25 protein-coding genes are annotated in these 25,696 nt (G+C 52.4%); 11 read left to right on the forward strand and 14 right to left on the reverse strand.

Features of this window, described 5'->3' with window-relative positions; genetic code table 11:
• Positions 1-3: 3 nt before the first annotated feature.
• The 7 genes from mltB to REIFOR_RS13155 are packed head-to-tail and all read right to left on the reverse strand — an operon-like array spanning position 4 to position 6,755.
• A complete protein-coding gene (mltB, locus tag REIFOR_RS13125) occupies positions 4-963 on the reverse strand; it encodes a lytic murein transglycosylase B (protein ID WP_100257994.1) in 960 nt (319 codons plus the stop codon).
• Positions 964-1,001: 38 nt separating this feature from the next.
• A complete protein-coding gene (gene rodA, locus REIFOR_RS13130; protein ID WP_100257995.1) occupies positions 1,002-2,132 on the reverse strand; it encodes a rod shape-determining protein RodA in 1,131 nt (376 codons plus the stop codon).
• Positions 2,122-3,975 (reverse strand): penicillin-binding protein 2, encoded by a 1,854-nt coding sequence (gene mrdA, locus REIFOR_RS13135; protein WP_100257996.1) that lies wholly within the window; start codon positions 3,973-3,975, stop codon positions 2,122-2,124. The genes rodA and mrdA overlap by 11 nt, the downstream gene beginning before the upstream one ends.
• Before the next feature lie 17 nt (positions 3,976-3,992).
• Positions 3,993-4,460, reverse strand: a complete 468-nt coding sequence (gene rlmH, locus REIFOR_RS13140) for a 23S rRNA (pseudouridine(1915)-N(3))-methyltransferase RlmH (RefSeq protein ID WP_100257997.1) — start codon at positions 4,458-4,460, stop codon at positions 3,993-3,995.
• Between the two features lie 10 nt (positions 4,461-4,470).
• Positions 4,471-4,839, reverse strand: coding sequence for a ribosome silencing factor (gene rsfS, locus REIFOR_RS13145; protein WP_100257998.1), 369 nt, complete (start codon positions 4,837-4,839; stop codon positions 4,471-4,473).
• Complete coding sequence (gene nadD / locus REIFOR_RS13150) at positions 4,829-5,500, reverse strand: nicotinate (nicotinamide) nucleotide adenylyltransferase (RefSeq protein WP_100257999.1); 672 nt, start codon at positions 5,498-5,500, stop codon at positions 4,829-4,831. The genes rsfS and nadD overlap by 11 nt, the downstream gene beginning before the upstream one ends.
• On the reverse strand, positions 5,490-6,755 hold the full coding sequence (locus tag REIFOR_RS13155; RefSeq protein ID WP_227003690.1) for a glutamate-5-semialdehyde dehydrogenase: 1,266 nt from the start codon (positions 6,753-6,755) through the stop codon (positions 5,490-5,492). The genes nadD and REIFOR_RS13155 overlap by 11 nt, the downstream gene beginning before the upstream one ends.
• Before the next feature lie 180 nt (positions 6,756-6,935).
• Between REIFOR_RS13155 and REIFOR_RS13160 the strand changes: the two genes are divergently transcribed.
• Positions 6,936-8,207 carry a DedA family protein gene (locus REIFOR_RS13160; RefSeq protein ID WP_100258001.1) on the forward strand — a complete coding sequence of 424 codons (1,272 nt, stop codon included), beginning with the start codon at positions 6,936-6,938 and terminating at the stop codon, positions 8,205-8,207.
• A 119-nt stretch (positions 8,208-8,326) separates the two neighbouring features.
• Here REIFOR_RS13160 and REIFOR_RS13165 read toward each other — a convergent pair whose 3' ends face one another.
• Positions 8,327-8,707 carry a hypothetical protein gene (locus tag REIFOR_RS13165; protein WP_100258002.1) on the reverse strand — a complete coding sequence of 127 codons (381 nt, stop codon included), beginning with the start codon at positions 8,705-8,707 and terminating at the stop codon, positions 8,327-8,329.
• Between the two features lie 281 nt (positions 8,708-8,988).
• On the opposite strand from REIFOR_RS13165, the gene REIFOR_RS13170 reads away from it, so the two are divergent.
• The 4 genes from REIFOR_RS13170 (at position 8,989) to minE (ending at position 12,300) form a co-directional block, all read left to right on the forward strand.
• Positions 8,989-10,476 (forward strand): XRE family transcriptional regulator, encoded by a 1,488-nt coding sequence (locus REIFOR_RS13170; protein ID WP_100258003.1) that lies wholly within the window; start codon positions 8,989-8,991, stop codon positions 10,474-10,476.
• Positions 10,473-11,165 (forward strand): septum site-determining protein MinC, encoded by a 693-nt coding sequence (gene minC / locus REIFOR_RS13175; protein ID WP_100258004.1) that lies wholly within the window; start codon positions 10,473-10,475, stop codon positions 11,163-11,165. The genes REIFOR_RS13170 and minC overlap by 4 nt, the downstream gene beginning before the upstream one ends.
• Positions 11,166-11,237: 72 nt before the next feature.
• Positions 11,238-12,047: a septum site-determining protein MinD gene (gene minD, locus REIFOR_RS13180; RefSeq protein ID WP_100258005.1), complete on the forward strand. Its 810-nt coding sequence runs from the start codon at positions 11,238-11,240 to the stop codon at positions 12,045-12,047.
• Between the two features lies 1 nt (position 12,048).
• Positions 12,049-12,300 carry a cell division topological specificity factor MinE gene (gene minE, locus REIFOR_RS13185; protein ID WP_100258006.1) on the forward strand — a complete coding sequence of 84 codons (252 nt, stop codon included), beginning with the start codon at positions 12,049-12,051 and terminating at the stop codon, positions 12,298-12,300.
• Positions 12,301-12,411: 111 nt separating this feature from the next.
• Here the strand turns inward: minE and trxB are convergent, their stop codons facing one another.
• A complete protein-coding gene (gene trxB / locus REIFOR_RS13190; protein WP_100258007.1) occupies positions 12,412-13,356 on the reverse strand; it encodes a thioredoxin-disulfide reductase in 945 nt (314 codons plus the stop codon).
• Between the two features lie 141 nt (positions 13,357-13,497).
• Positions 13,498-14,301: a regulatory signaling modulator protein AmpE gene (gene ampE, locus REIFOR_RS13195; protein WP_100258008.1), complete on the reverse strand. Its 804-nt coding sequence runs from the start codon at positions 14,299-14,301 to the stop codon at positions 13,498-13,500.
• 207 nt (positions 14,302-14,508) lie between these two features.
• Between ampE and nadC the strand changes: the two genes are divergently transcribed.
• Positions 14,509-15,366, forward strand: a complete 858-nt coding sequence (gene nadC, locus REIFOR_RS13200; protein ID WP_100258009.1) for a carboxylating nicotinate-nucleotide diphosphorylase — start codon at positions 14,509-14,511, stop codon at positions 15,364-15,366.
• 5 nt (positions 15,367-15,371) lie between these two features.
• Here the strand turns inward: nadC and REIFOR_RS13205 are convergent, their stop codons facing one another.
• Together REIFOR_RS13205 and REIFOR_RS13210 are read right to left on the reverse strand one after the other, a co-directional pair.
• Positions 15,372-15,860, reverse strand: coding sequence for a pilin (locus REIFOR_RS13205; protein WP_100258010.1), 489 nt, complete (start codon positions 15,858-15,860; stop codon positions 15,372-15,374).
• 138 nt (positions 15,861-15,998) lie between these two features.
• A complete protein-coding gene (locus REIFOR_RS13210) occupies positions 15,999-16,562 on the reverse strand; it encodes a pilin (protein ID WP_100258011.1) in 564 nt (187 codons plus the stop codon).
• A gap of 330 nt (positions 16,563-16,892) precedes the next feature.
• Here REIFOR_RS13210 and pilB point away from each other — a divergent pair, with 330 nt between their 5' ends.
• Genes pilB through REIFOR_RS13235 form a run of 5 tightly spaced genes read left to right on the forward strand, consistent with a single transcriptional unit; the run spans position 16,893 to position 21,507 of the window.
• The gene (gene pilB / locus REIFOR_RS13215; RefSeq protein ID WP_100258788.1) at positions 16,893-18,584 is read left to right on the forward strand and encodes a type IV-A pilus assembly ATPase PilB; all 1,692 of its coding nucleotides are present in this window, start codon (positions 16,893-16,895) and stop codon (positions 18,582-18,584) included.
• Positions 18,585-18,597: 13 nt separating this feature from the next.
• Positions 18,598-19,821 (forward strand): type II secretion system F family protein, encoded by a 1,224-nt coding sequence (locus REIFOR_RS13220; protein ID WP_100258012.1) that lies wholly within the window; start codon positions 18,598-18,600, stop codon positions 19,819-19,821.
• Positions 19,821-20,693, forward strand: coding sequence for a prepilin peptidase (locus REIFOR_RS13225; RefSeq protein ID WP_100258013.1), 873 nt, complete (start codon positions 19,821-19,823; stop codon positions 20,691-20,693). The genes REIFOR_RS13220 and REIFOR_RS13225 overlap by 1 nt, the downstream gene beginning before the upstream one ends.
• A complete protein-coding gene (coaE, locus tag REIFOR_RS13230; protein ID WP_227003691.1) occupies positions 20,690-21,286 on the forward strand; it encodes a dephospho-CoA kinase in 597 nt (198 codons plus the stop codon). Before REIFOR_RS13225 ends, coaE begins: the two co-directional genes overlap by 4 nt.
• A gap of 11 nt (positions 21,287-21,297) precedes the next feature.
• Positions 21,298-21,507 carry a DNA gyrase inhibitor YacG gene (locus tag REIFOR_RS13235; RefSeq protein WP_100258014.1) on the forward strand — a complete coding sequence of 70 codons (210 nt, stop codon included), beginning with the start codon at positions 21,298-21,300 and terminating at the stop codon, positions 21,505-21,507.
• Between the two features lie 62 nt (positions 21,508-21,569).
• Here REIFOR_RS13235 and argJ read toward each other — a convergent pair whose 3' ends face one another.
• Both argJ and secA read right to left on the reverse strand, forming a co-directional pair.
• The gene (gene argJ / locus REIFOR_RS13240) at positions 21,570-22,793 is read right to left on the reverse strand and encodes a bifunctional glutamate N-acetyltransferase/amino-acid acetyltransferase ArgJ (protein ID WP_100258015.1); all 1,224 of its coding nucleotides are present in this window, start codon (positions 22,791-22,793) and stop codon (positions 21,570-21,572) included.
• Positions 22,794-22,838: 45 nt separating this feature from the next.
• Positions 22,839-25,553, reverse strand: a complete 2,715-nt coding sequence (secA, locus tag REIFOR_RS13245) for a preprotein translocase subunit SecA (RefSeq protein ID WP_100258016.1) — start codon at positions 25,551-25,553, stop codon at positions 22,839-22,841.
• Positions 25,554-25,696: the final 143 nt, after the last annotated feature.

Below are 25,696 nucleotides of genomic sequence, written 5' to 3' on the forward strand. Positions count from 1 at the left end.
TTATTACTTCTGCTCTAACGCTTCGGCGAGTTGAAAAACGGCCATGCTATAGGCGATGGCGCGATTGTAACGTGAAATAACCCAAAAATTTCGATAGCCGAGCCAATATTGGGTCCCCTCTTCGGCGTCGAGTCGAATCGGAAAGACCTGTGCCTCACCCGACTCCCGAATGGCGCTGAACCAACCCAGCTGTTCGACTTCCGCCAAGGTGCGACTGCGGTCAAAGGAATTGACCTTAACCGCCGAATTGGGATCTGTTACCGTGGCGCTTGAGACGATGGTGGCACCGGTACGCCAACCATTCTCATTGAGATAATTGGCCACCGAACCAATGGCATCATAGGGGTCGCTCCATATATCAATATCGCCGTCCTTGTCATGGTCGACCGCATAGGCCTGATAACTAGTGGGCATAAATTGGGGGTAGCCCGTAGCTCCAGCATAGGAGCCTTTGACTTTGAGCGGATCGAGCCCCTGTTCCCGAGCAATGACGAGAAAACGTATCCATTCGCGTTGAAAATAATCGGCCCGGCGACCCTCGGTCACCGCCAAACTGCCCAGAGAATTAAAGGTACCGTGACGACCACTGGATTGCCCATAGCGGCTCTCAATGCCAATAATAGCGACAATAATGCTCACTGGAACACCATACTCGGCCTCAGCACTGGCGAGCAACTCACTGTATTCGAGGGCGAATTTTTGGCCCTTGCGGATGGTGTCTTTACCGAGAAACATCGGTTTGTATTGGGCGTATTTTTTGGTGGTTTCTGCCGGCGCTGCCAGATTTCGACTCGGCGCCTCGCGATAGCTGCCGCTGATCATCCAGTTCTCGACCTGAGCACGGTCAAAGCCGTGTTCGGTAACCAGTATTTCAACCACCGCCTGAGTACGCGGAAATTCGGTAAAATCTTGCGCCGACAAGGAGCAAGACACAAACAAAAATACAGTCCAGGCAAATCGCATAACTACTACCTTGATACCAAGAATAAGACCATCATCGCTTAGACTCTGCGATGGGTGCTAATGGACATGAGAATGCCGAAACTGGCCAATAGTGTAACAATCGAAGTGCCCCCGTAACTAACCAAGGGCAAGGGTACGCCAACCACAGGTAATAACCCACTGACCATGCCGATATTTACAAAGACATAAATAAAGAAGGTCAGGGTTAAAGACCCTGCCAAGAGACGACAAAAATTGTCGCGCGCCTGGACCGAAATAATCAGGCCCCGGGCTATAATAATGACATAGATAGACAGTAAAAGCATAACCCCGACGAAGCCAAATTCCTCGCTCAAGACAGCGATAATAAAATCGGTATGGCTTTCGGGTAAGAAATCGAGTTGCGATTGGGTCCCCAACATATAACCCTTACCGGTCAATCCACCGGACCCGATCGCGGTCTTGCTTTGGATAATATTCCAACCGGCACCGAGGGGATCCGATTCAGGATTGATAAACGTCAGCACCCGCTGCTGTTGATATTCACGCAGCACGAACAACCACAATGCCGGCAAGGAACCGATCAACAATACCCCCGCAGCGATTATTAACTTCCAAGATAGACCGGCCAAAAATATAACAAAGATGCCTGAGGCTGCAATTAGAATTGAGGTTCCCAAGTCGGGCTGTTGCAGAATCAAAATTACGGGAATAAACAGCAATACCATTGCGATGGCTATCGTTAGTATTCGCGGCGGTAACGCCTGGCGCGACAGATACCAAGCCATAACGATAGGTAAAACGATCTTCATAATTTCCGCAGGCTGAAAGCGGAACACGCCCGGAATCACCAACCAACGTTGGGCGCCTTTGGCGCCGGCGCCTAAGACCAACACCGCCACCAGCAGCAGGACGCCAATTAGGTATACGCTGCCACTCCATTGTTGGAAAAACCGCGGATCGACTTGTGCCACGATGGCCATCGCAACAAAACCGATAAGCAGGCGCAGCCCCTGCCGATAAACGGACGGCCAATTGCCACCACTGGCACTGTATAGGATCACCAAACCAACAATCGATAGCGCCACCAAGCCCACCAACAAATAGATGTCGATATGAATTTTATGCCAAAAACCCAACCGTTTGGTAAAGCTGCTGTCCGTTGCCTGCCGACTGAAATCACTGCGCAATGGGGCTCTCCCGCAAAAGGTATTCGTCTTGTAGTGCACGCGCTATGGGAGCCGCAATCGAACTGCCGCCACCGCCGTGCTCGATCACGACCGCCAAGGCAATTTGCGGGTCATCGAAGGGTGCATAACTGATAAACAGGGCGTGGTCCTTGAGGTGATCCGGCACATCTCCGAGGGCGTCGCCGTTTTCATCGCGTTTAATTTCGGCTACCTGCGCGGTACCGCTCTTGCCAGCAAAACGATAGGGTGCTCCTATTGCCGCGCCGCGGGCCGTACCCTTCTTGCCGTAGAGAACTTCGGCCATGGCATCCTGCATCTTGGCCCAATTATTCGTGTCATTTAGCTCCACATCCGGCTGAGCCTGTTCTGGAATGGCAAGTAGGTCGGGCATGTTGCTGTATAGCATCAGGCGCGGCGTCGTCCAATGACCGTTGTTGGCAAAAACGCCAGTCGCAATTGCCAGCTGGGTTGGGGTGGCAAGCATATAGCCCTGGCCAATACCGAGATTGACCGTGTCGCCGGCATACCAGGAAAACCCATGCCGGTCTCTTTTCCATTCACGTGATGGATTAATGCCCGAGGCCGGATTGTAAATATCCCAGGAAGTGGTCTTGCCGAAACCGAACTCGTTAAGCATATTGTGAATCGGCTCTAACTTCATTTTGTAGGCCATTTCATAAAAATAGGTGTCAATCGACTCTTCAATGGCATCGGTCAGATTGACGATACCGTGACCACCTCGCTTCCAATCGCGATAAATACGATCATCATTGGGAAGCTGAAACCAACCGTTGTCGTTGATGGTATAGGACCAGGTGGTAAAGCCCCCGTCGACGCCGGCCAAGCCAATGAAGGGCTTTATTGTCGAGGCGGCGGGGTACTGACCGCGTGTCGCCCGATTCAGAAAGGGTTTGGCCGGCGAATCCCGTAATACATTGTAAAGAACCGATGGGAAGCCGGTAACATAGAGATTAGGATCGAAACTCGGTTGACTCACTAGCGCCAGAATACCGCCTGTTTTCGGCTCTATGGCAACCACGGCACCGCGTTTGCCGGCCAATAGATCGAAAGCTTTTTGCTGTAAGGCGCGATCCAGCTGCAAATGAATATTCGCCCCGGGTATCGGCATTTTCTTGTCCAATACTTTTAGAATACGTCCGCGAGCGTTAGTTTCAACCCGTTGATAGCCAACCGTACCGAGCAACTCCTGTTCATACTGCGATTCGATGCCCTGCTTGCCGATGTAACGGATGCCGGCATAGGCACTGCTATCGAGATTAACCGTTTCCCGCTCGTTGATCCGGCCGACATACCCAAGGACATGCGCAAAGGCCTCGCCATAGGGATATTGGCGAATCAGTTCGGCCTCGACCAAGGAGCCGTCGAGGAAAAAACGATTCGCCGCCAGGGTGGCGATTTCATTATCACTGAGTTTTATTTTTAACGGTATAGGCTCATAAGGCCGCCGATACTGACCCAGACGTTTTTTAAACCGGCTAATTTGCTCATCGGATAATTCAATCAGCGCCCCAATCTCAAGCACTAGAGCATCAACATCCTTGGTACGTTCAGCGACGATGCTCAAGGTATGACTGGGCAAATTCCCGGCCAGCAATTCACCGTTACGGTCGTATATGAGACCCCGGGTCGGCGGGATCGCTAAGACTTCGAGGCGGTTTTGATCGGACAACAGGCTATGCTGTTCATGCTGAACAATCTGTAAGAAAAACAATCGGCACACTAGAATAATCAACATCAGGGCGACTAACACAAAGGCCACAGTCATACGCCGACTAAAGAGCCGGCGTTCGTATTCTTTGGTGTCTAATGATTTGCTAAACATAGTTATTTATATAGCCGCTACTTATGGTACGGGTGATTCTGACTGATACTCCAAGCGCGATACACTTGCTCCGCGAGCAGGACTCGAACCAGTGGATGTGGCAGGGTCAGGTTCGACAAGGACCAGCGTTGGTCAGCCCGTGCCAGGGCACGAGGATCGAGCCCGTCCGGACCGCCGATCAAAATAATGACATCCTTGGCCTGCTCACGCCAATGCTGTAGTTGACCCGATAACTGTTCCGTTGACCAGGCTTGACCGTGTAAATCAAGCGCGACAACGTGATCGGAATCGCGAATCGCAGCCAACATCGAGTCACCTTCTTGGGCGATAGCCTTCTCAGCAGGCTGATTTTTACCTCTATTGCCCAATGACAGGGTCACAAACTCAACCGGTAATTCCCGAGGCAGACGCTTTAAATAGTCACCTGCCCCATCATTTACCCATGCCGGCATTTTCGGACCCACAGCCAAGACTCTGATCTTCATAACCGCAACCTTACTCCGAGTCGGGCGTCAAACCAGACCAGAGTCGTTCCAGATCATACAGAGCACGGGCATCGGGCAGCATCACGTGCAAGACCAGATCGGTAAAATCCAACAAGACCCAATCAGAACCGCTCTCGCCTTCCTGGTGATTGGCAATAAAGCCAATGCCTTTTAGGTCATCTGCGACGCTGTTCACTACCGCGGCAATATGGCGAGTAGAGGTGCCGGATGCGATAACCAGGGTATCCATCAGTTGCGTTTGGGCACGTACGTCCAATACCTGAATATCGGTTGCCTTAATGTTTTCAAGCGCTTCGATCACCGCCTCGGTCAACTTGGCACCGTGGGCGTTTTTTTCTTTTAAGCTTTTATCGGTCATTTATACGTTCACTTTTGTCCAACCCTGCCGATTTTCGGTACAGGTTATGTTCGGTAATATAATTTTGAACGACCAACGGTACTGGCCAATTTTCAAAATCGTCTGTTTGCCGCAATTCACTTGAAGACAGGGGTATTTGCACACCCTGGTCTATCCAAAAGTGTCCGGCTTGTGCATTTAAAAAGTCTTGCTGGGTGCTACAGGCGGTTAGTGCCTGATGATAATCGATCGGGGTAGCCCCGGAGCGACTAAACACCCAAAATGAAATTTCGCTCGCCAGTTGTTCAAATTGACGCCACAACGGCAGACTGTTCCAGGCATCACTGCCGAGTACAAACACAATCTTATGCGCTGGCCATTGGGCTATCAGGCTGGCGATGGTATCGGCCGTATAGCTTGGCCCTAGGCGCTGTAGTTCTTGTCCATCAACCTGAATCCGGTCTCGATTTGGGCTTGTTTGCTGCCACAACTCCAACATTCGCAAGCGATGCTCGCTGTTGGCGGTCGCGCCATCCTTCAAGGCCGGAACCGAACAGGGTATTAGGCGTAGCTGAGCGACATCGGGCTCTGCCAGAACCCTATTACACACTGCCGCATGGCCAAGATGGAATGGATCAAAGGTGCCGCCGTAAACCGCCAATATGGGCCTATTAAGACTCACGTATCTGACCGTCTCCGAGCACTATATATTTCTGTGAGGTCAGACCGACCAAACCGACCGGCCCTCGGGCATGAATCTTATCAGTTGAAATGCCAATTTCGGCGCCTAGGCCATATTCAAAACCGTCAGCAAAGGCGGTAGAGGCATTAATCATCACCGACGCTGAGTCAACTTCACGCAGAAACCGCCGGCCAGAACTGTAGTTTTCGGTTACGATGCTATCGGTGTGATGGCTGCCATACATATTGATATGATCGATCGCCTGGTCCAAATTTGCGACCACCTTGATGGCAAGAATGGGCGCTAAGTATTCGGTAGCCCAGTCCTCTTGTGTCGCCGCTGAGCAATCAATGATTGCCTGCGTCTGCTCACAACCACGCAACTCGACACCCTTAGCGTCGAACTGTCGCTTCAACTCGGGCAGCAAAGCGTTGGCTTGGGTCGCTTCCAGCAAGAGCGTCTCCAAGGCGTTGCAGACACCATAGCGGCGCGTTTTGGCGTTAATCGCAATACGCACGGCCTTTTCGGGATCGGCGTTAACATCGATATAAACATGGCAGTTGCCATCCAAATGCTTAATCACCGGCACTCGGGCATCGGCTGAAACGCGTGCGATCAAACCTTTACCACCGCGCGGCACGATAACGTCGACATATTCGGGCATGGTGATCAGCTGGTGAACCGCGGCGCGATCGGTGGTCGCGACCACCTGCACGGCGGTCTCCGGCAAGCCACTGGCACGCAAGCCTTGCTGTATGCACAGGGCCAAGGCCGCATTGGACCGAATGGCTTCACTGCCACCGCGCAGGATAACGGCATTGCCCGACTTCAGACACAGACTGGCCGCTTCAATTGTTACATTAGGACGCGATTCATAGATGATGCCGATAACCCCCAGTGGCACACGCATTTTGCCAATCTGAATACCACTCGGTCGATAATCCAGCTCACTGATGCTGCCGATCGGGTCTGGTAAGGCCGCGACCTGCTCCAGCCCAACCACCATGGCGGCAATACGCGCCGGGGTGAGTTCCAGTCGATCGAGCAGCGCCGCACTTAAGCCCTTGGCACGGCCTGCGTCTAGATCGGCCTGATTGGCCGCCAACAAACTTTCTTGCATCTCAAGCACAGCCGCAGCGGTTGCCAGTAATGCACGATTTTTTTGCGCCGTTTCGCTTTTTGCCATCTGCGCCGATGCTGCTCGCGCCTGCTGGCCCAAAGTGGTCATATAGTCTATTAGTGTCGTGGAGGTCATTATTCTATTCTGGACTAGGATTACGGAACGCATTATACCTTGCTCTGTCGTTGACCTCTATGGCCATATTGCCTGCAAACTCAATTGCCGAGCCAATAAACTACCCTAAGTGGTAAATCCGCCCGACATCGGAATGCTAAGAGCGGTAAACTCCCCGCCGATTAACCTACTGAGTCTCCCATGAATTGGATTGCCGAATACCCTGCCTTGCTCCTAACGGCGCTTTGGCTAGTCGCGTTTTTAGAGTCCTTTGCCCTACTCGGCATCCTTGTGCCCGGCATAGTCTTGCTCTTTTCTCTATCGGCCCTGGCTAACCATATTGGCATTGGTCCTCTGGCCCTCTTGATCGCCGGCGGCACCGGTGCCCTGTGCGGCGACCTGATCAGTTTTTTTATTGGCTTCAGACTGAAAAATCGGCTCTATCAATGGTCCTGGGTGGCTCGACACAAAAATTGGATTCAACACGGGGAATGGTTTTTTCATCGTTGGGGATGGTTAAGCGTGATAATTGCCCGATTTCTCGGCCCATTGCGGCCGGTCATTCCGATGATCGCCGGCACCCTTGGCATGCCCGGCCGATTGTTCGCCCCGCTGAGCGCCGTGACGGCCTTGGCATGGGCGCCTGCCTATCTATTACCGGGTTATTACACCGGTGAACTCTCCCAATTATGGATATTGCAGCCACTCGGTACTCGCGCCCTTATCGTCTATGCGCTAACGACCATGGTAGCAACTGGCGGTGCGCTGGTAATCTATCACCACACCCACCCTGAACGACTCCATGGCCTCGGCTGGCTGACCCGTGAACAGGCTGACCGATGGCCCATCTCTGCACTGTTGTTGCTCGGTGTAACGACGGCGGCCTTCATGGCGCTGTGGGCATTGAGCCCCTTAAGCCAGGATTCATTGTTTTTAGATTACTCGGTCAGCTGGCATGGCGCAGACCTTTGGCTGGCCGCGACGGCCTTAACCAACAGCTCACTGGTCTACCTCGAGTTCGGCATGATAGCTATCTGGCTGGCCTTATCCGGGCAGGTTCGCTTGGCTTTTATGGCCGTCTCTGGCTTCTGCATACTGGTCATAACAAGCAGTCGGTTCGCCCGTCATTACTTGGTCGCCGACCAGGTTGAGGCATTTTTCGAACTAAGCCTACTGACCTTTTTTCTTGGCTTCTTGGCTAACCTGATCAACAACCCAAAGCATGGTTTACGGCGCTGGCCGGTCTATTTCGCCACCAGTCAGCTCATACTCTTGGCACTTGCAGGCCAATTGTCGGCTGGCAGATTGACGCTGTCCTCCTGTGGCCTAGCGTTGTTTATGGCGCTGTGCTTTAACGCTGTGCTCAGAGTTTGGTGGCGGACTCTAGATCTGCCGTATACCGACCGCACCCCAACGGCCCTAATGATTACGTTGCTTTTGCTCAACCTAAGCTTCTTGCTGCTGGCCAGCTAACTGCTCAGGCAGACGCAACATGGATCGTGGATCGAGCCTTCTAACGCTGGGCGGGAGCAGAGGATCGCTCAGATCAGATGACAGACTCGCAAAGGAGTCTAACCGGAGCACCTAAGCACCTAAGCACCAAAGGATTTCATCTGTCGATTGGGGATGGCGCTGATAAGCGACAAACGCAGAACTTCTTCCGCCGATGAACGGATCCAGGCTTTTACTCGATCTTCGCTTAGAGCAACCGTATCGGGCAGCAGAAACCATTGTTCATAGACCCTGCCGTGGGCGACCCAGTGCCGCTTTTGGCACAGATCGGTGAGTTCGGCTGCCAAGGCTGGATGGAGCGCCCGAATGCCCACTTCACCAGCGATATTGACCACCAGGCACAATTGGTTGTTGACCCGTATGACATGTTCACCGAAATAGATGCCGACTTCCGGCGCTAAGATTTCAGGCACATATTGCATTAAGAAATGAATGCGCCGCGAACGGTTCACTTTATCCATACCTGATGTTCCTTGTAACAATCTAACGCCGACTACCCTGCTGACGCACCCACATGAGTGGGCTTTAATGGTACCAAAAGGTCGCCGAATTGCCAGTTCCCCATTGGATCAAGGCCGAGTTAAAAAATCTTTTGATCGAACATTTCGACCTAATGAGTACGCCAAGTCCACATCTGGTAGGCCCCTATCGGTAAAGCTGGGACGCTATTCACAACATAGCATTGAGTTAAGGGCCAACAGTCTCTAAAATCCATTTCGCTACTGGCGAACTAGAGAACTGCATGGAAATAAACAGCGAAAGCTTAAGATTCATACTTGGGGTTAAGATCAAGCAATTTCGGCTAACAGCCGGTTTCTCCCTGAAACAGCTGTCCGAAAAAACAGGACTATCGATATCCTACCTGAGCGAAATCGAAAAGGGCAAAAAGTACCCAAAGCCCGAAAAGATCGTCCAAATCGCCTATGCATTGAACAGAACCTTTGATGAACTGGTTTCCCTGCAACTGGATGATGATTTAAATCCGCTCTCGGCTCTGCTCAATTCACCCGTATTAAAAGACTTCCCGCTCAAGCAGTTTGGTATCGGTTTAGCCGACATATTCGATCTCGTCAATGACTCGCCCAGTAAAGCCGGCGCCTTTGTCCGGACCTTATTGGAGATAAGTCGCGGTTACGATATGAACGTCGAGCATTTCTTGCTCGCATCCTTACGTTCCTATCAAAAGATGCATTTAAACTACTTCGAAGAGCTCGAGGCCGCAGCGCACGATTTTCGCCTGCAAAATCGCATTGCTGAAAGCAGCGGCATCGGCCAAAGCTGGCTGGAAGCCATGCTGCGCGACGAATTTCAGTGCACTATTCATTATGATGACTTCAGTGGCTCGCCCGAATTACAGCCCTTGCGCTCGATCTGCCCGAGCCCAAAACAGCTGTGGATAAACTCTAAACTACTGCCGCAGCAAAAAAAGTTTATCTTGGCGCGCGAAATTGGTTATCGCATTCTGAAGTTAAAGGTTCGCGCCGAGACGTCTTCCTGGATTAAGGTGGAAACCTTTGAACAGGTCTTTAACCACTTCAAGGTCTCTTATTTTGCCGGTGCGCTGCTGATTCCGGAAAAGCAAATCATCAAGGACCTGTCGCATTGGCTGACCCATGACACCTTTCAAGGCGATGCCTTGTCGAAACTCATGAGCCAGTACGACGCGACGCCGGAAATGTTTCTCTACCGCATGTCTCAACTGATGCCAACCCACTTTGGCCTGTCCAAGATGCACTACATGCGGCTCAATCATCAGCTCGATAACAATGACTTCCGGATCACCAAGGAACTCAACCTGACCAATGTGTTCACACCGCGCAGCATTGGCCCAGGCGAACACCATTGTCGCCGTTGGGCGGCCACAGCCGGGCTGAAAAACCTCGCTGACCAGAAGTCGACACAGGAGCTGGTGCAGGTGTCTGCCCAACGCAGCACCTTTGTCGGCCAAGACAAGACGTTTTTCAATATAGCGGTTGTGCGCAGCAAGTCCTTAGGTGAAAACACCAATACCGGCATGACGCTGGGGTTCTTGATCAATGATCAGTTTAAAAACAAGGCCGCCTTTTGGAACGACGCCAGCGTGCCCAATTCCGACGTCAATGAGACCTGTGAGCGCTGCCCACTGACCGATTGTGAAAGTCGCGCATCGACACCGACCATCCACGACTCGCTGGAACGTAAAAACTCCCGCGAACGCGCCCTGCAAGACTTTATAGACGGACATAAATGAACTCACCCATCAAGCCAGCCTTTAAATTACGCAGCCGCAGGGTCGCCAGCCACCAAATACCCGTCACCAGTTTAGTGGTGGCAGATTTCCAAAGCCTGTTGGTAGACACATTGCGCAAGGCACCGGCTCTGTTTCTGTATGCACCGACCATATTGGACCTCAGTGCCCTCGAGGGTGAAGTCGACCCGGCTCAATTAGAAGCCATCATTGTCGGCTGCCGGAGCGAAAAACTGATTCCCTATGCGCTAACGGGCAACAGGGAACACCATCAGGCGTTGGCGTTCAGCCTGAATTTGGCTTGGATAGAGCCGCGCTCGGGAGCAAAACCGAAGACCAACAGTGCGCCTATTGAGCAGGCAGAAAGCATCCGCAAGACCCAGGTAATCAGCACGCCCATTCGCTCTGGCCAGCAAATTTATGCGCGCAATGCCAATTTACTGATAATGAACCAAGTCAGCGCCGGTGCGGAGGTTGTCGCCGATGGCAATATTCATATTTATGGCACCTTGCGCGGCCGAGCGATTGCCGGTGCGCAAGGACGGGAGCAGAGTGAGGTAGTTTGTCAGAAGATGCAGGCGGAGCTTATCGCCATTGCCGGCACCTATCTGGTTCAGGAAAATTTCCCTGATGGCAGCGGCGCGGCCCGCTGTCATCTAGTGGATAACAATATTTTAATCGACTATTTATAGCGCTTAATTGATCCAGCATTCAGCTTCCGTTAGTCTACCCCCTTTAACTTAATCCCTAAGAAGGAATGACCCTTGGCGACTATTATCGTTGTTACGTCTGGTAAAGGCGGCGTAGGCAAAACCACCACGAGCGCGGCCATCAGTATGGGTCTGGCATTGGCCGGACGCAAAACCGTGGTGATCGATTTTGACATTGGTCTGCGTAATCTCGATATCATTATGAATTGCGAGCGCCGGGTGGTGTTCGATTTCGTCAATGTCATCCAGGGCGACGCCCTGTTAAACCAGGCATTGATCAAGGACAAACGCAGTGAGAATCTGTTTATTTTGCCGGCGTCACAAACTCGCGACAAGGATGCGCTGACCAAAGAAGGCGTTAAGATCATCCTCGATAAACTCAGTGAAACCTTTGAGTACATCATCTGCGATTCGCCGGCGGGCATTGAACACGGTGCCCTGATGGCCCTTTATTACGCCGACGAGGCCATAGTGGTGACCAACCCTGAAGTGTCGTCGGTCCGCGACAGCGACCGTATTTTAGGGATTTTACAGAGTAAAAGCTTCCGGGCTGAAAACGATCAGCCTCCGGTCAAGGAACACCTCTTGATCAGCCGCTTCGATCCGGCCCGAGCCGCTCGCGGCGAAATGCTCAGCATCGAGGACATAGAGGATATTCTAGCCGTCCCGTTGATTGGCATTATTCCTGAAAGTCAGGCGGTGTTAAACGCCTCGAATAATGGTACGCCGGTTATTCTCGATGAGAAAAGCGATGCCGGCCAGGCCTATAAAGATACGGTGGCGCGCCTGCTGGGTGAAGAGCGACCCCATCGTTTCCTGGAGGTCCAGAAAAAAGGCCTTCTGCAACGCGTTTTTGGAGGTTGATATGGCGTTTTTTGATATATTTTCACGCGACAAGGCGCCTCAATCGGCCAATATAGCCAAAGAGCGGCTCAAGGTGATTGTGGCCCATGAACGACGGGCTCGCAACGCCCCGGACTATTTGCCGGCCCTGCAGAACGATATATTGGCGGTAATCCGTAAATATGTCGATATTGAGCACGATCAATTGCAGATCGATCTCAATGACAATGGCAACTGCTCGATTCTAGAAGTGAATGTCAACTTACCCCGTTAAGGGGGCCGCATTAGGTCAATTGACGTCGGCGTAAGTGTTGAGCATAAAAAAGGGCAGCCCTAAGCTGCCCTTTTAAGTTTGACCCGCCCGCTTAGGCGACGCCGTTCAAACTTAGCTATCGAGAAATTTCTCAGCATCGAGCGCGGCCATGCAGCCGGTTCCGGATGAAGTAATGGCTTGCCGATAGTGATGATCCATGACGTCTCCGGCTGCAAACACCCCTTCAACACTGGTTGCGGTGGCATTGCCCTCGAGGCCCGATTGCACCTTGATATAACCACCACTCATCTCTAATTGACCGGCAAAGATCCCGGTGTTGGGCGTATGACCGATGGCGATAAAACAACCGTGTACGGCAACCTCTTTGGTGCTGCCGTCTTGGGTGCTTTTCAGTCGAATACCGGTCACGCCCATCTCGTCGCCGAGCACTTCATCGAGTGTATTGTGCAGATGCAACTCGACCTTGCCTTCGGCGACCTTGGCCATCAGGCGATCGGACAGGATCTTTTCCGATCGGAAGGTATCCCGTCGATGCACAACATGAACCTTGCTGGCAATGTTGGCCAGGTAAAGCGCTTCCTCGACCGCAGTGTTACCACCACCGACAACGCAGACTTCCTTGTTGCGATAGAAGAAACCATCGCAGGTGGCACAGGCTGAGACGCCCTTGCCTTTAAAGGCCTCTTCACTCTCCAGGCCAAGATATTGGGCGCTGGCGCCGGTAGAAATAATCAGGGCATCACAGCTGTAGGTGCCCTGATCGCCGATCAGCGTAAAGGGTCGCTTGCTCAGGTCCGTGGTGTGAATATGATCGAAGATAATGTTGGTGTCGAAACGCTCCGCATGCTCCTTCATCTGCTCCATCAGTTCCGGGCCCTGCAATTCGGCATGCCCGCCTGGCCAGTTCTCGACCTCGGTGGTGGTGGTCAACTGACCGCCCATTTCCATACCTGTGATAACAACCGGTGATAAGTTCGCGCGGGCCGCATAGATTGCCGCCGTGTAGCCGGCCGGGCCGGATCCCAAAATAATTAGGGAATGATGTTTTACGCTCATGGTTCTAAGTGCCCTCTAAGGTCAAAAAACTGAATCAGATAATAGGTCATAGCATGGCGTGTTCCGCGCCAGAATCAAGCGCAAGCCAACTATAAGATCGATAACTTTTAGCTATAAGACAAACGGTTACCCAATTCTCGACTAGAAACCGAAAATCAACAGCACCGCCAAGCTTATCAGCCAAGTCATTTGGGCGCGTTTAATCAGTGCCAAGGTTTCATTCAACATCTCCTCTGGCGCCACGGAGCCCAAGGCCGATTTCAAACAGATCAACAACAGGACCCGATCGTCGCGGTCGAAATCACGAGCCTGCTCCAGCCAAACTTGGAAACACTGGCTGAAATTGCCCATTAGGCCCAGCGTTAAGGCCATCAGGCGCACCGGAATCCAATAGAGTGCCTGTTTAACGCGTTGAAAGAAGGCGTCGGCTTGCTCACCGCGTAGAGCGGTACTCATTAACCAGACTAATAGCACTCCGGGTGCGCCAAAGGCCATAAACCAGAATACCGAAACAAAAAACCGCTCCAGGTAGAGGTAGCTCATACCGGCCTGAACTCCCTCGTCCAACAGTTCGTCGTCTGGCTCATAGATTTCACCGACCAGGCCCAGCTCATCAACAGCCAGCTGCCAGGCGCCCTGCCGTTCACCCTGAGCGGTGAGCTGCTGGTACTGGGCAAGATTTTCGGGCTGATCACCGGACTGGAAGGCCAATAGCAGCAGAGTTACCGACAGAACCAGGTTGAAAATAAAATTATCGACCCACCACAGCAGACAGGCGACCAGCAGAGCTGGTAACAGGGCATAGATTACCATTGTCAATTTAGCACCTAAGTCGCGCCCAAGGAGGTGGGCCCGCCAGCGTAATACCCAGGCTGTGGCCGGTTCGCCATGACCCGATAGGCTGATCGAGACCAGATACGCGAGAATGACCGATAGAAAATCCATAACGTTTTCCTAATGATGAAGAGCTATACAGTAATGAAACAGCCTACCACTTTACCAGAGCTGAAAGTCATAGTGCGCAATTTTCATCCAGGTGGACATTTGTCGCTGGGCCAGTCGCATCTGGCCAAGGCTCGAGGTAAACTAAGCGCGCTGATGGCCGCGCCTGACCAGGCCGCCCCCTAACCTGTTTGACCGAGTTGATTACCCATGTTTATTGCCGACCTGCCCTATGCCAAAACCCTACGCGACCACCTGGTGCGATCGATCCGCTTCGCGCTCGAAGAAGATCTTGGCAGCGGCGACATCACCGCTCTGCTGATTCCTGCGCAACAGACCTCTCAAGCCCAGGTCATCACCCGGGAGCCCGGCGTGTTGTGCGGCCGCGAGTGGTTCGAGGAAGTCTTTCGGCAAATTGATCCAACCGTCACGCTAAATTGGCTAAAGCAGGACGGCGATACCCTACTCGCGAACGACATCCTGGTTGAGCTACGCGGCAATACTCGCGCAATTCTAACCGCCGAGCGCAGCGCCTTAAATTTCCTCCAAACACTGAGCGGCAGCGCAACCCTGGCCCGGCGCTATGCCATGGCCGTCGCCGGCAAGGCGTTAGTGATCCTCGACACTCGCAAGACCCTACCCGGTTTACGCTTAGCACAGAAATACGCCATCGCCGTCGGCGGCTGCCAAAATCATCGCTTGGGTTTGTATGATATGTTTTTGATCAAGGAAAACCATATTGCCGGCTGTGGCGGCATCGCCAACGCCGTGAAACGCGCGCAAGAAATAGCGCCGGACAAAAAAATCGAAGTTGAGGTGGAATCGCTGGAGCAGTTACTGGAGGCATTGGACTTGCCGGTAGACGTTATTATGTTGGATAACTTCAATGTGCAGCAGACCGCCGAGGCGGTAAAACTCACCCAAGGTCGGATCAAGTTAGAGGCGTCTGGCAATATGGATTTAGAGCGCATCGCCGAACTGACGGGCGTGCTACCGGACTATGTCTCGGTGGGGAAGTTGACTAAGGATATAAGCTCATTGGATTTGAGTTTGCGGTTGGTGGGTTAGTCCTTTCAACTACATCCAGCAGGAAGATAAGAATCTTTCCATCCGCCCTGAGCCAATGGCACGGTTCTATCGACCGTGCAGCGCCACTGCCCAGAAATCAAACGCGCGATATTCACAATGGTTCCTTGCAAATTTGAAGCGCCTTGATTGGAGCCGCTATTGTCAAACTGGACTATTAATACCCCAGTACCATCGTTATTGAAGGGCCCGCTAGCAGGCGCCAGTCCTCCTGCACTCGCCGAATTACCAATCACAATAGCCAAGGTCAAGTTGGATTTAATATATCCAATATCGGTCGTATCAAAACTTGGATCGCCTCGGGTTAGAAACTCCTCAACAGCACTCTTATATCCCGACAACTCAGCAACCGATCTGGATAGTTGAGTCCGAGCTATATAATCTTGATACTGGGTTAGGGCAATGGAGGCTAATATACCAATTATTGCCACCACCACCATAAGTTCAATTAACGTAAAACCTCTAGATCTATTCATTCTATCCCCTCCAAAATACTCGGATATTTTCTGGTAAATCACTCTTGTACTCATACTAAGAGAGTCGGTTTCCGTAGACAAAAAAAAGGAAGCCAGCAGCTTCCTTTTACAATTACGCCCTAATACCCTAATTTAAAATTAGTCACAACCTGATGGCACATAAGATACTTTCCAGGTATCTGCTCCAGCTGGCGTAGTTGAATCAATAGTACAGGTCCAAGCTCCATTACCAGCTCGAGTCAAGTTAATGACCGTTCCGTTCACAATACCGGCTGCTTGACCGAGAACACCACTCGCCATCAGTAATGAAATGGTACCTTCCCCGGTATCAGTAAAGGGTTCCTGAGCACCCAATGTACCGTCACCTGCTGCTTCTTCACCAACACGTAGGCCAGATATTCCTGCCGCAGTAATTTGCGCCGTAGTAGCAGTTTTGGCGGCCGCAGCAATTGCCGCTGTCTGTGTGTTATCCACTAAGTTGGAGGATACAAAACCGAGATCCGCCGAGTTAAAGTTTAATTTACCGCGCATTAAATTTTCTTCAACAGCAGTCTTCAATCCGGATAATTCACCGACTACACGTTGAACTTGCGTACGCGCAATATAATCCTGATATTGAGGAATGGCGATGGCCGCCAATATGCCGATAATCGCCACAACGATCATCAGTTCGATTAAAGTAAAACCTTGTTGTTTCTTCATAGTAACGACTCCAGAGGTGATTATATGCCTACTCAGCTGTCCGATTACATCTGAGCTCGAATTGAAGATTGCATTTCATATGCCAAGTTCGCTAGCACCCAGGTTAAGCCCAATATGCTTCGCTTTGACGCAAGAAATCATTTTTGTCACCCATGACAGAGAACCTGTCAGATCGCTCACTAGGGCACAAAACTGACCTGAATTGTCACTAGCTGCGCCAGTCGACAAATTTCGTCTTTGGGCCCGGTCGGCAACCGGACTTAAGTTCGCGGCCTTGGTTGACTGGTCTATACTTTGCACCATGGTGAGCAATGGGAAGGCGTTATGACGATGGCATTAGGGGGCCTGGCACGGCGCCTGGTAGTAGAGGGGTCCATATCTGAAGAGGCCGCCGTAAGCGCGGCCAACGAGGCCAGCAGAGCGAAAAAGGGCCTGGTGCCCTATCTGGTCGAAAACGACCTGATCGGTGCGCGCAAGATTGCGGTCATTGCCGCCGATGAATTTGGCACGCCCTTTTTTGACCTGGACGGGTTCGATATTGAGCTGTTCCCAAAAGATCTGATCGCCAACAATCTCATTATCGCCCATCACGCCATTCCGCTGGTTAAGCGCGGCACCCGCCTGTTTGTCGGGGTCTCGGATCCAACCAATCTAGTGGCCATCGATGAAATCAAGTTCCACACCGGCCTAAGTGTCGATGCGATCTTGGTCGAAGAAGATAAGTTGCGCAGCTTTATTGAGCGAATCACCGATGACGCCTCCGATGCGTTCGATAACTTAGAGGATGAGGGACTCGACGATCTTGATGTGGTCGACACCCAAACTCGCGCGGAGGATAAGGCCGTTGGTGACGGCAGCGACGATGCCCCGGTGGTGCGCTTTATCAACCAGATGCTGCTCAGTGCGATTAAAAAAGGCGCGTCGGACCTGCATTTTGAACCCTATGAAAAGTCTTATCGGGTCCGCTTCCGCATTGATGGCATTTTACAAACCGCGGCCAAGCCACCCATTGCCCTAGGGCCAAAGATGTCGGCGCGCTTGAAGGTAATGTCGAATCTGGACATTTCCGAGCGCCGTGTACCCCAGGACGGGCGCATCAAGTTAAAAATTTCCAAAACCAAGGCCATCGATTTCCGCGTCAACACCCTGCCGACGCTGTTTGGCGAAAAAATCGTTATGCGGATTCTCGATCCCTCGTCAGCCAAGATGGGCATCGACGCATTGGGCTATGAACTGGTGCAAAAAGAAATGTATCTAAAAGCACTCGATAAACCCCAAGGCATGATTTTAGTGACCGGCCCAACGGGTTCGGGTAAAACCGTCTCCCTCTATACCGGCATTAATATTCTTAACCAGGACGGTATTAATATCTCAACCGCCGAAGATCCGGTCGAGATCAATCTAGAGGGTATTAACCAGGTCAACGTCAACACCAAGGTCGGCCTGGACTTCTCCTCGGCCCTGCGCTCTTTTTTGCGCCAGGACCCGGATATCATTATGGTCGGCGAAATCCGCGACCTGGAAACGGCGTCCATCGCCATTAAGGCAGCCCAGACCGGTCACATGGTCATGTCGACACTGCACACCAATAGCGCGGCAGAAACCATTACCCGGATGCTCAATATGGGTGTGCCATCCTTTAACCTGGCCACCACCATCAATCTCATTATCGCCCAACGTTTGGCCCGCCGGCTGTGCAGCAAGTGTAAGGAGCCGGCCGACTTAAGCGCAGAGCAGCTGGTAAAGGCCGGCTTTTCCAGTGAGTTGGCCCAGACGGCGACAATCTTCAAACCCAAGGGTTGTGACAGTTGCACCGGCGGGTACAAGGGCCGTGTTGGTATTTATGAAGTGGTTCGCATCACCCCAGACGTGTCCCGTATTATTATGGATGAGGGAAACGCGATCCAACTCAATGAACAGTTCAAGGTTGAGGGCTTTAACAGCCTAAGGATCTCGGGTCTGGTGAAGGCGGCCTCGGGCGTCACCAGTCTGGAAGAAGTAAACAGAATTACAACCGATTAAAGGTGGTTTGGTTATGGCAACTGCAACAGTAAAGACCTCTATATTCTCCTACGAAGGGCTCGATCGTAACGGCAAGCTAAAACGCGGTGAGATTAGCGGCACGAACCCCTCTTTTATTAAAGCCGAACTGCGCAAACAGGGTGTTATTCGGGTTAAAAAACTGGCCAAAAAACGCAAAGACATAGCCCTCTTCGGCGGCCAAAAGATCGGTACCAGCGATATCGCCGTGTTCACCCGGCAAATGGCGACCATGATGAAGGCGGGTGTGCCGCTTATGAAATCCTTCGAGATCGTCGCCGAAGGACTGGAAAATAAGACCATGGCGGTCTTAGTAAACAAGATGGCCGTTAGTGTCTCCGGCGGCGGCGGCTTTGCCAGTGCCCTACGGGAACACCCCAAGCAGTTCGACGATCTCTATTGCTCACTGGTTGACTCCGGCGAACAGGCCGGCGCATTGGAGACCATGCTCAATCGGGTCGCGCTGTATCAGGAAAAGTCCGAAAGCGTGAAAAAGAAGGTAAAATCGGCCATGAAGTACCCGGCGACGATCATGTCCATCGCCGCCATTGTCACGGCTATCCTATTGCTCAAGGTTGTGCCAGTGTTTGCCAATATGTTTGAAAGCTTCGGCGCCGACCTGCCGGTACCGACCCAAGTAGTGATGGATATGTCCAATTGGCTGCAGGCGAACGGGATTTTGTTGGGGATTATACTGGTGGCCTTGTTTATCGGGTTTCAGCAGTCTCATCAGCGTTCCCGGATGTTTCGTCATGCCTTACAGCGCCTATCGGTTAAGCTGCCGGTATTCGGCCCTATCGTTTATCAATCGGCCATGGCCCGTTATGCGCGCACCCTGTCGACTACCTTTGCCGCCGGTGTGCCGTTGGTCAGCGCCTTGGAAAGCGCGGCCGGTGCTTCGGGCAATATCATCTATGAAAATGCCATCATGGCAGTAAAGAACGAGGTCGAAACCGGCTCCGAACTGGCCGGTTCGATGAAGGAAACCGGCGTCTTCCCGGCCATGCTGATTCAGATGGTCTCTATAGGTGAACAGTCTGGCGCGCTCGATGATATGTTGAGCAAGGCCGCTGAAATCTATGAAGAGGAGGTCGATACCCTGGTCGATGGCCTGACCTCGATGATGGAACCTTTGATTATGGCCTTCTTGGGCATTATAGTCGGTGGTCTGGTGGTGGCAATGTACCTACCGATCTTCCAAATGGGTTCCGTTATCTGATGATTGACTATCTGTCCACAAACACCAGCGCCTTGATAGTAACCGTCTTTATTGTCGGTTTACTGATCGGCAGCTTTCTCAATGTTGTCATCTACCGCCTACCGGCGATGATGCACAAGGCCTGGGCGGTGGAAGTGGCTCAGTTCAATAGTGACGTAGACCTACTCGATCGACTCCAACGGGAACCGACTTACAATCTGGTCACACCGGACTCCAGTTGCCCGCAGTGCGGCCACAAGATTCGGGCCTGGGAGAACATTCCGCTGATCAGCTGGCTGATGCTTCGAGCTCGATGTTCGGCCTGTCACAAGCCTATTTCGGCCCGTTACCCAGCAGTGGAGCTCATCACGGCCTTACTCTCGGCGCTGGTTGCTTGGCAGTTTGGCTGGTCTCTAACCAGTCTATGCCTTATTCCGCTGGTCTGGGTGTTGGTGACCCTGACCCTAATCGATGTCGATACCCAACTACTGCCCGACAGCCTCACCCTGCCCCTGCTCTGGGCCGGTTTGCTGCTAAACAGCCAAGAGATCATAGTGAGCTTGAACAGTGCCGTTATCGGTGCCGCCGCAGGCTATCTCAGCCTCTGGTCAATTTACTGGCTCTTTAAACTGCTTACCGGCAAGGACGGCATGGGCTATGGTGACTTTAAATTGTTTGCCGCCTTCGGTGCCTGGTTTGGCTGGATTGCTCTACCACTGATAATATTATTGTCCTCCCTGGTGGGCGCGGTGGTCGGTATCGTGATGATTCTCAGTCTGGGCCGCGATCGACAGGTGCCTATACCGTTCGGCCCTTACCTCTGTGGCGCCGCCCTGGTTTATATCTTTTGGGGCCAGAGCATAATGAACTGGTATCTGGGGTATCTGGTTTGATTATTGGCCTGACCGGCGGTATTGGTGCCGGCAAGTCGACGGTTGCTGGCATGTTTCAGGCACTGGGCATCATTTGTGTCGATGCCGATCGCGTGGCGCGTGAGCTGGTCGAGCCTGGCAGCCCCGTGCTCGCGCAAATTGTGGACCACTTCGGTCCGGAATTGCTTGAGGGTGAACACCTTAACCGCGCCAAGCTCCGGCAACTGATCTTTCAGGACTCTACAGCCAAGGCTTGGTTAGAACAGTGTATGCATCCGATGATTCGTTCGGAGATCAATCGCAGGCTGGCCGAGTCGGCCAATGATTCGCCCTATCAAATTCTCGAGGCGCCGCTGCTGTATGAAAACCGGCTGGAAACCCTCTGCGCCGTTACGATCTTAGTCGATACCGACCTTGACTTGCAGATGGCGCGAGCACTGCAGCGCGATGGTTCAACCCCTGATACAATAGCCGCGATCATCGCCAGCCAAATGCCGGCAGATCAGAAGCGACTTAGAGCCGATTATATTATTCAAAACAGCGGCGATCTAACCGACCTGAACGAGCGGGTGACACGGTTACACCGTCACCTTATCGACAATCCAATAGCCTGACTCGAGAATGCATGACTACTATTCTTTGCCCGACCTGCCAGAAAAAAACCCAATACGACGCGACCAATGCCTTTCGACCCTTCTGTTCCGAGCGCTGCAGGCTAATCGATTTGGGCGAATGGGCCAGTGGCGGCCACAAGCTTCCCGCCGCCCTGAGTGAGGATGACTTCTTCTCCGAAGAGATGGAAAACCTGATCAATAGGGGCTTGGACGACGCTTAATGGCGGTCCATAAAAAAAGGCAAACCCTAGGGTTTGCCTTTTTTTTTAACCACATGCCAGAGCTAAGAGCGATACTCAGCATTGATGCGCACATATTCATGGGACAGATCCGAGGTCCATACCGATTCGTTAAAATCCCCACGATTCAAGACAATCCGCACACTGATCTCCTCCCGCGCGACGACTTCTGCACCCTGCGCTTCGGTATAGCCTTGCGCTCGCTGTCCGGCCCTGACAATTTGCACAGCACCGAGATAGACATCGACCAGGTTGACATCGAGTCGCTCCATCTTGGTTTTGCCGACCGCCATCAAAATACGCCCCCAGTTGGCATCCGAAGCCGACATGGCGGTCTTAAACAGCGGACTGTCGGCGACCGAAAAGGCCACGGCAAGGGCTTCTTCGGTATCTTGTGCGCCCTCGACCCGAACCTCGATAAACTTACTCGCACCTTCACCATCACGGATAATTTGCTGGGCCAACGACAGCATCAACTCTTTAATCGTTTTTAACAGATGGAGGTAAAGCGGGTCCGTCGCGCTGGTCACCCGAGGGGCCTGTGCCTTACCCGTCGCTATGACGACACAAGCGTCATTAGTGGAGGTATCGCTGTCAACGGTAATGCGATTAAACGACGCCGTAGCGGCCTCTCGGGTAATCTGCTGCAACAGGTCTTGGTCGATGGCGGCATCGGTACCGATAAAGGCCAGCATGGTCGCCATATTAGGTTTGATCATGCCCGATCCCTTGGCGATACCGGTCACACTAATGGTTTCATTGCCATATTCAAACTGTCGACTGGCACCCTTTTGGCGTGTGTCAGTCGTTAAGATACCTTGCGCTGCATCGTGCCAGTTGTCTGTGGCTAGGGTTGCTAGGGCATTGGGCAAGCCGTTCGCCAAGGCGGTCATGGGCAGATACTCACCGATCACCCCGGTTGAAAAGGGCAATACCTGTTCGGGGCCAACCGATTTGTGTGCCGCCAAACGGGTACAGGTTTCCCGAGCATCATCCAGACCCTGTTGACCCGTGCCAGCGTTCGCGTTGCCGGTATTGATCACCAAAAACCGCGTGGGCTTGTCAGTGCTCAAATGCTCTTTGCAGATTTGCACCGGTGCCGCACAGAAGGCGTTTTGGGTAAAGACCGCCCCTATTGTTGAGCCCGGGGACAGTTCAAAAATCACCAGATCGCGCCGACCGACGACCTTGATCCCGGCGCAGCCGACACCAATGGTAATGCCTGCTATGGGCGCTAACGTGCCCGTAAATCCTTCACCTACCGCCATATCCGCTACCGCCCTACAGGGTCTAATGTGGGTGCTAGACCCGGCCTAATTCAATTTGCCGTGGCATTGCTTGTATTTTTTACCCGAACCGCAAGGGCAGAGCTCGTTACGACCGACCTTCTGAGTGCCGCGCACCGGCTCGAGGCTCGATTGAGCACGGGCCTTGTCGGCGCTAAGCGCAGATGCCTGGGCGCTATCGAACTTCATCCGAGCTTTGGCAGCCTCTTGGCGGCGTGCAGCTTCTTCTTGCACCTCCTCCGGCGAGCGAACCTGGACCAAGGACAGGTATTTCACTGTTTGGAACTTCACTTCGGACAACATGTTCTGAAACAACTCGAAGGATTCACGCTTGTACTCTTGTTTCGGGTTCTTCTGAGCATAGCCACGCAAATGAATGCCCTGGCGCAAGTGATCCATATTGTAGAGGTGTTCTTTCCAATGCTGATCGAGTACCTGCAACATGACCTGTTTTTCAAATTGGCGGAAATTGCTCTCCCCGACAACCGTTTCCTTGTTCTGGTAGGCATCAGACAAGTCGCTAATAATTCGCTCTCGGATAGCAGCCTCAAGCAGATTTTCGTCCTGATCTAGCCAGGTTTGAATAGCCAGACGAGTGCCCAGTTCGGCTTCCAACTCCCGTTCCAGTCCTTCAATATCCCACTGTTCAGGAATACTGCTGGGCTCGATATGATTATCGATCAACTGATTGGTGACATCGAGACGGATCTTTTCGATGATGTCGCGGATGTCTTCAGCGATCATCAGTTCATCACGCTGCTGGTAGATGACGGTTCGTTGATCGTTGGCCACATCGTCGTATTCGAGTAACTGCTTTCGAATATCGAAGTTGCGGTTTTCCACCTTGCGTTGGGCCTTTTCGATGGCGTTAGAGACCATCTTAGCTTCAATCGGCTCACCTTCGCCCATGCCCAACTTACTGAACATATTTTTCATGCTCGGTGGCATAAAGATGCGCATCAGATTGTCATCGAGTGACAAGAAGAAACGGGATGAACCCGGATCGCCTTGGCGACCGGCTCGGCCGCGCAGCTGATTATCGATACGGCGAGATTCATGCCGCTCAGTACCGATAATATGCAGACCACCTGAATCCTTAACCGCCTGCTGACGTGCCGCCCACTCTTGTCGCGCGTTGGCGAGTTCTGCCTCGCTAGCGCCCTCGAGCTTGGCCAAAATCGCATCGAGATTGCCGCCTAAAACGATATCGGTACCTCGGCCTGCCATGTTAGTAGCGATGGTCACAGAACCGGCCATGCCAGCCTGGGCGATAACTTCAGCTTCGCTCGCGTGCTGCTTGGCATTGAGTACGTTGTGCTTCATGCCAGCCTTGTCTAGGGCTAGAGAAATACGCTCCGATGCCTCGACCGAGGCAGTACCGACCAATACAGGTCGTTGTTCGGCAACGATCTTCTTGATTTCTTCGATAACCGCGGCGTACTTATCGACCTCACTGAGATAGACCAGATCATTGGCATCTTTACGCACCACGGTTTGATTGGTCGGGATAACCACAACATCTAAACCGTAAATTTCTCGCAGCTCGAACGCCTCAGTATCGGCGGTGCCAGTCATACCCGATAGTTTGTCATAAAGACGGAAATAGTTTTGAAAAGTGGTGGAAGCAAGGGTTTGGTTCTCTTTTTGAACCGACAGGCCCTCTTTGGCTTCGACCGCCTGATGTAGGCCTTCACTCCAACGCCGCCCGGGCATGGTTCGACCGGTATGTTCATCGACAATAACAACCTGATCATCTTGCACCAGGTAGTCGACGTCCCTGTGGAACACATGGTGAGCACGCACACCCGCCATTACATGATGAAACAAAATAAGGTTGGTGGGCGAATAGAGGCTTTCCCCGTCAGGCAATAAGCCGGCTTTGATCAGCAGAGCTTCCACCTTTTCATGGCCGGCTTCGGTTAGTTCGACGCTGCGTTGCTTTTCATCAATTATAAAATCACCGGCGACTTCCGGTTGGGTCTCAACAGCCGCATAGCCGCGCGTCAAACTCGGGATCAGCTTATTCACTTCAATATAGCGAGCACTGGAATCCTCCGCCGCACCCGAAATAATCAGTGGGGTACGGGCTTCATCGATCAAAATCGAATCCACTTCATCGACGATGGCAAAGCCATGACCGCGCTGAAACTTGTCTTCCATACGGAAGGCCATGTTGTCGCGCAGATAATCGAAACCAAATTCATTATTGGTGCCGTAAGTGATATCGGCTTGGTAGGCTTGACGCTTTTCGACCGGGTCTTGCTGATTAACCACCACACCGACACTGAGTCCGAGTGCATTGTAGAGCGGAGTCATCCACTTGGAATCACGTCGCGCCAGATAATCATTGACGGTAATGACGTGCACGCCCTTGCTCGGCAGCGCGTTGAGGTAGGCAGCCAAGGTCGCGACGAGGGTTTTACCCTCGCCGGTCTTCATTTCGGAGACCTTGCCTTGATGCAAGACCATACCACCGATCATTTGAACGTCGAAGTGGCGCATGCCCATGGCGCGTTTGCTGGCTTCGCGCACTAAAGCAAAGGCCTCAGGGATAAGCAGATCGAGGGCTTCGCCTTGACTGTGGCGCTCTCGGAATTCGACTGTCTTGGCCTTGATGCCATCGTCGGTCAATTCCGCATAGGGGGCTTCAAATTCGTTAATCTTAGCGACGATCTTATTGAGTCGCTTAACTTCGCGATCGTTTTTACTTCCGATCACTTTACGGGCAATTTTAGTGAACATAGAGGCTGATTTCTGTTGAGTTTTCAGGCATTTAGGGTTGGGGTAACTATACAGATCACAAGGCGGGATGTCTTTGAAATTGTCTTGAATTGACAACAGGAGTGATAAAACCAGTCTCGCAAGCCACCCCGGGCGGGGTGGAT

Origin of the sequence: Reinekea forsetii (genome assembly GCF_002795845.1) — a bacterium.
Taxonomy (GTDB): domain Bacteria; phylum Pseudomonadota; class Gammaproteobacteria; order Pseudomonadales; family Natronospirillaceae; genus Reinekea; species Reinekea forsetii.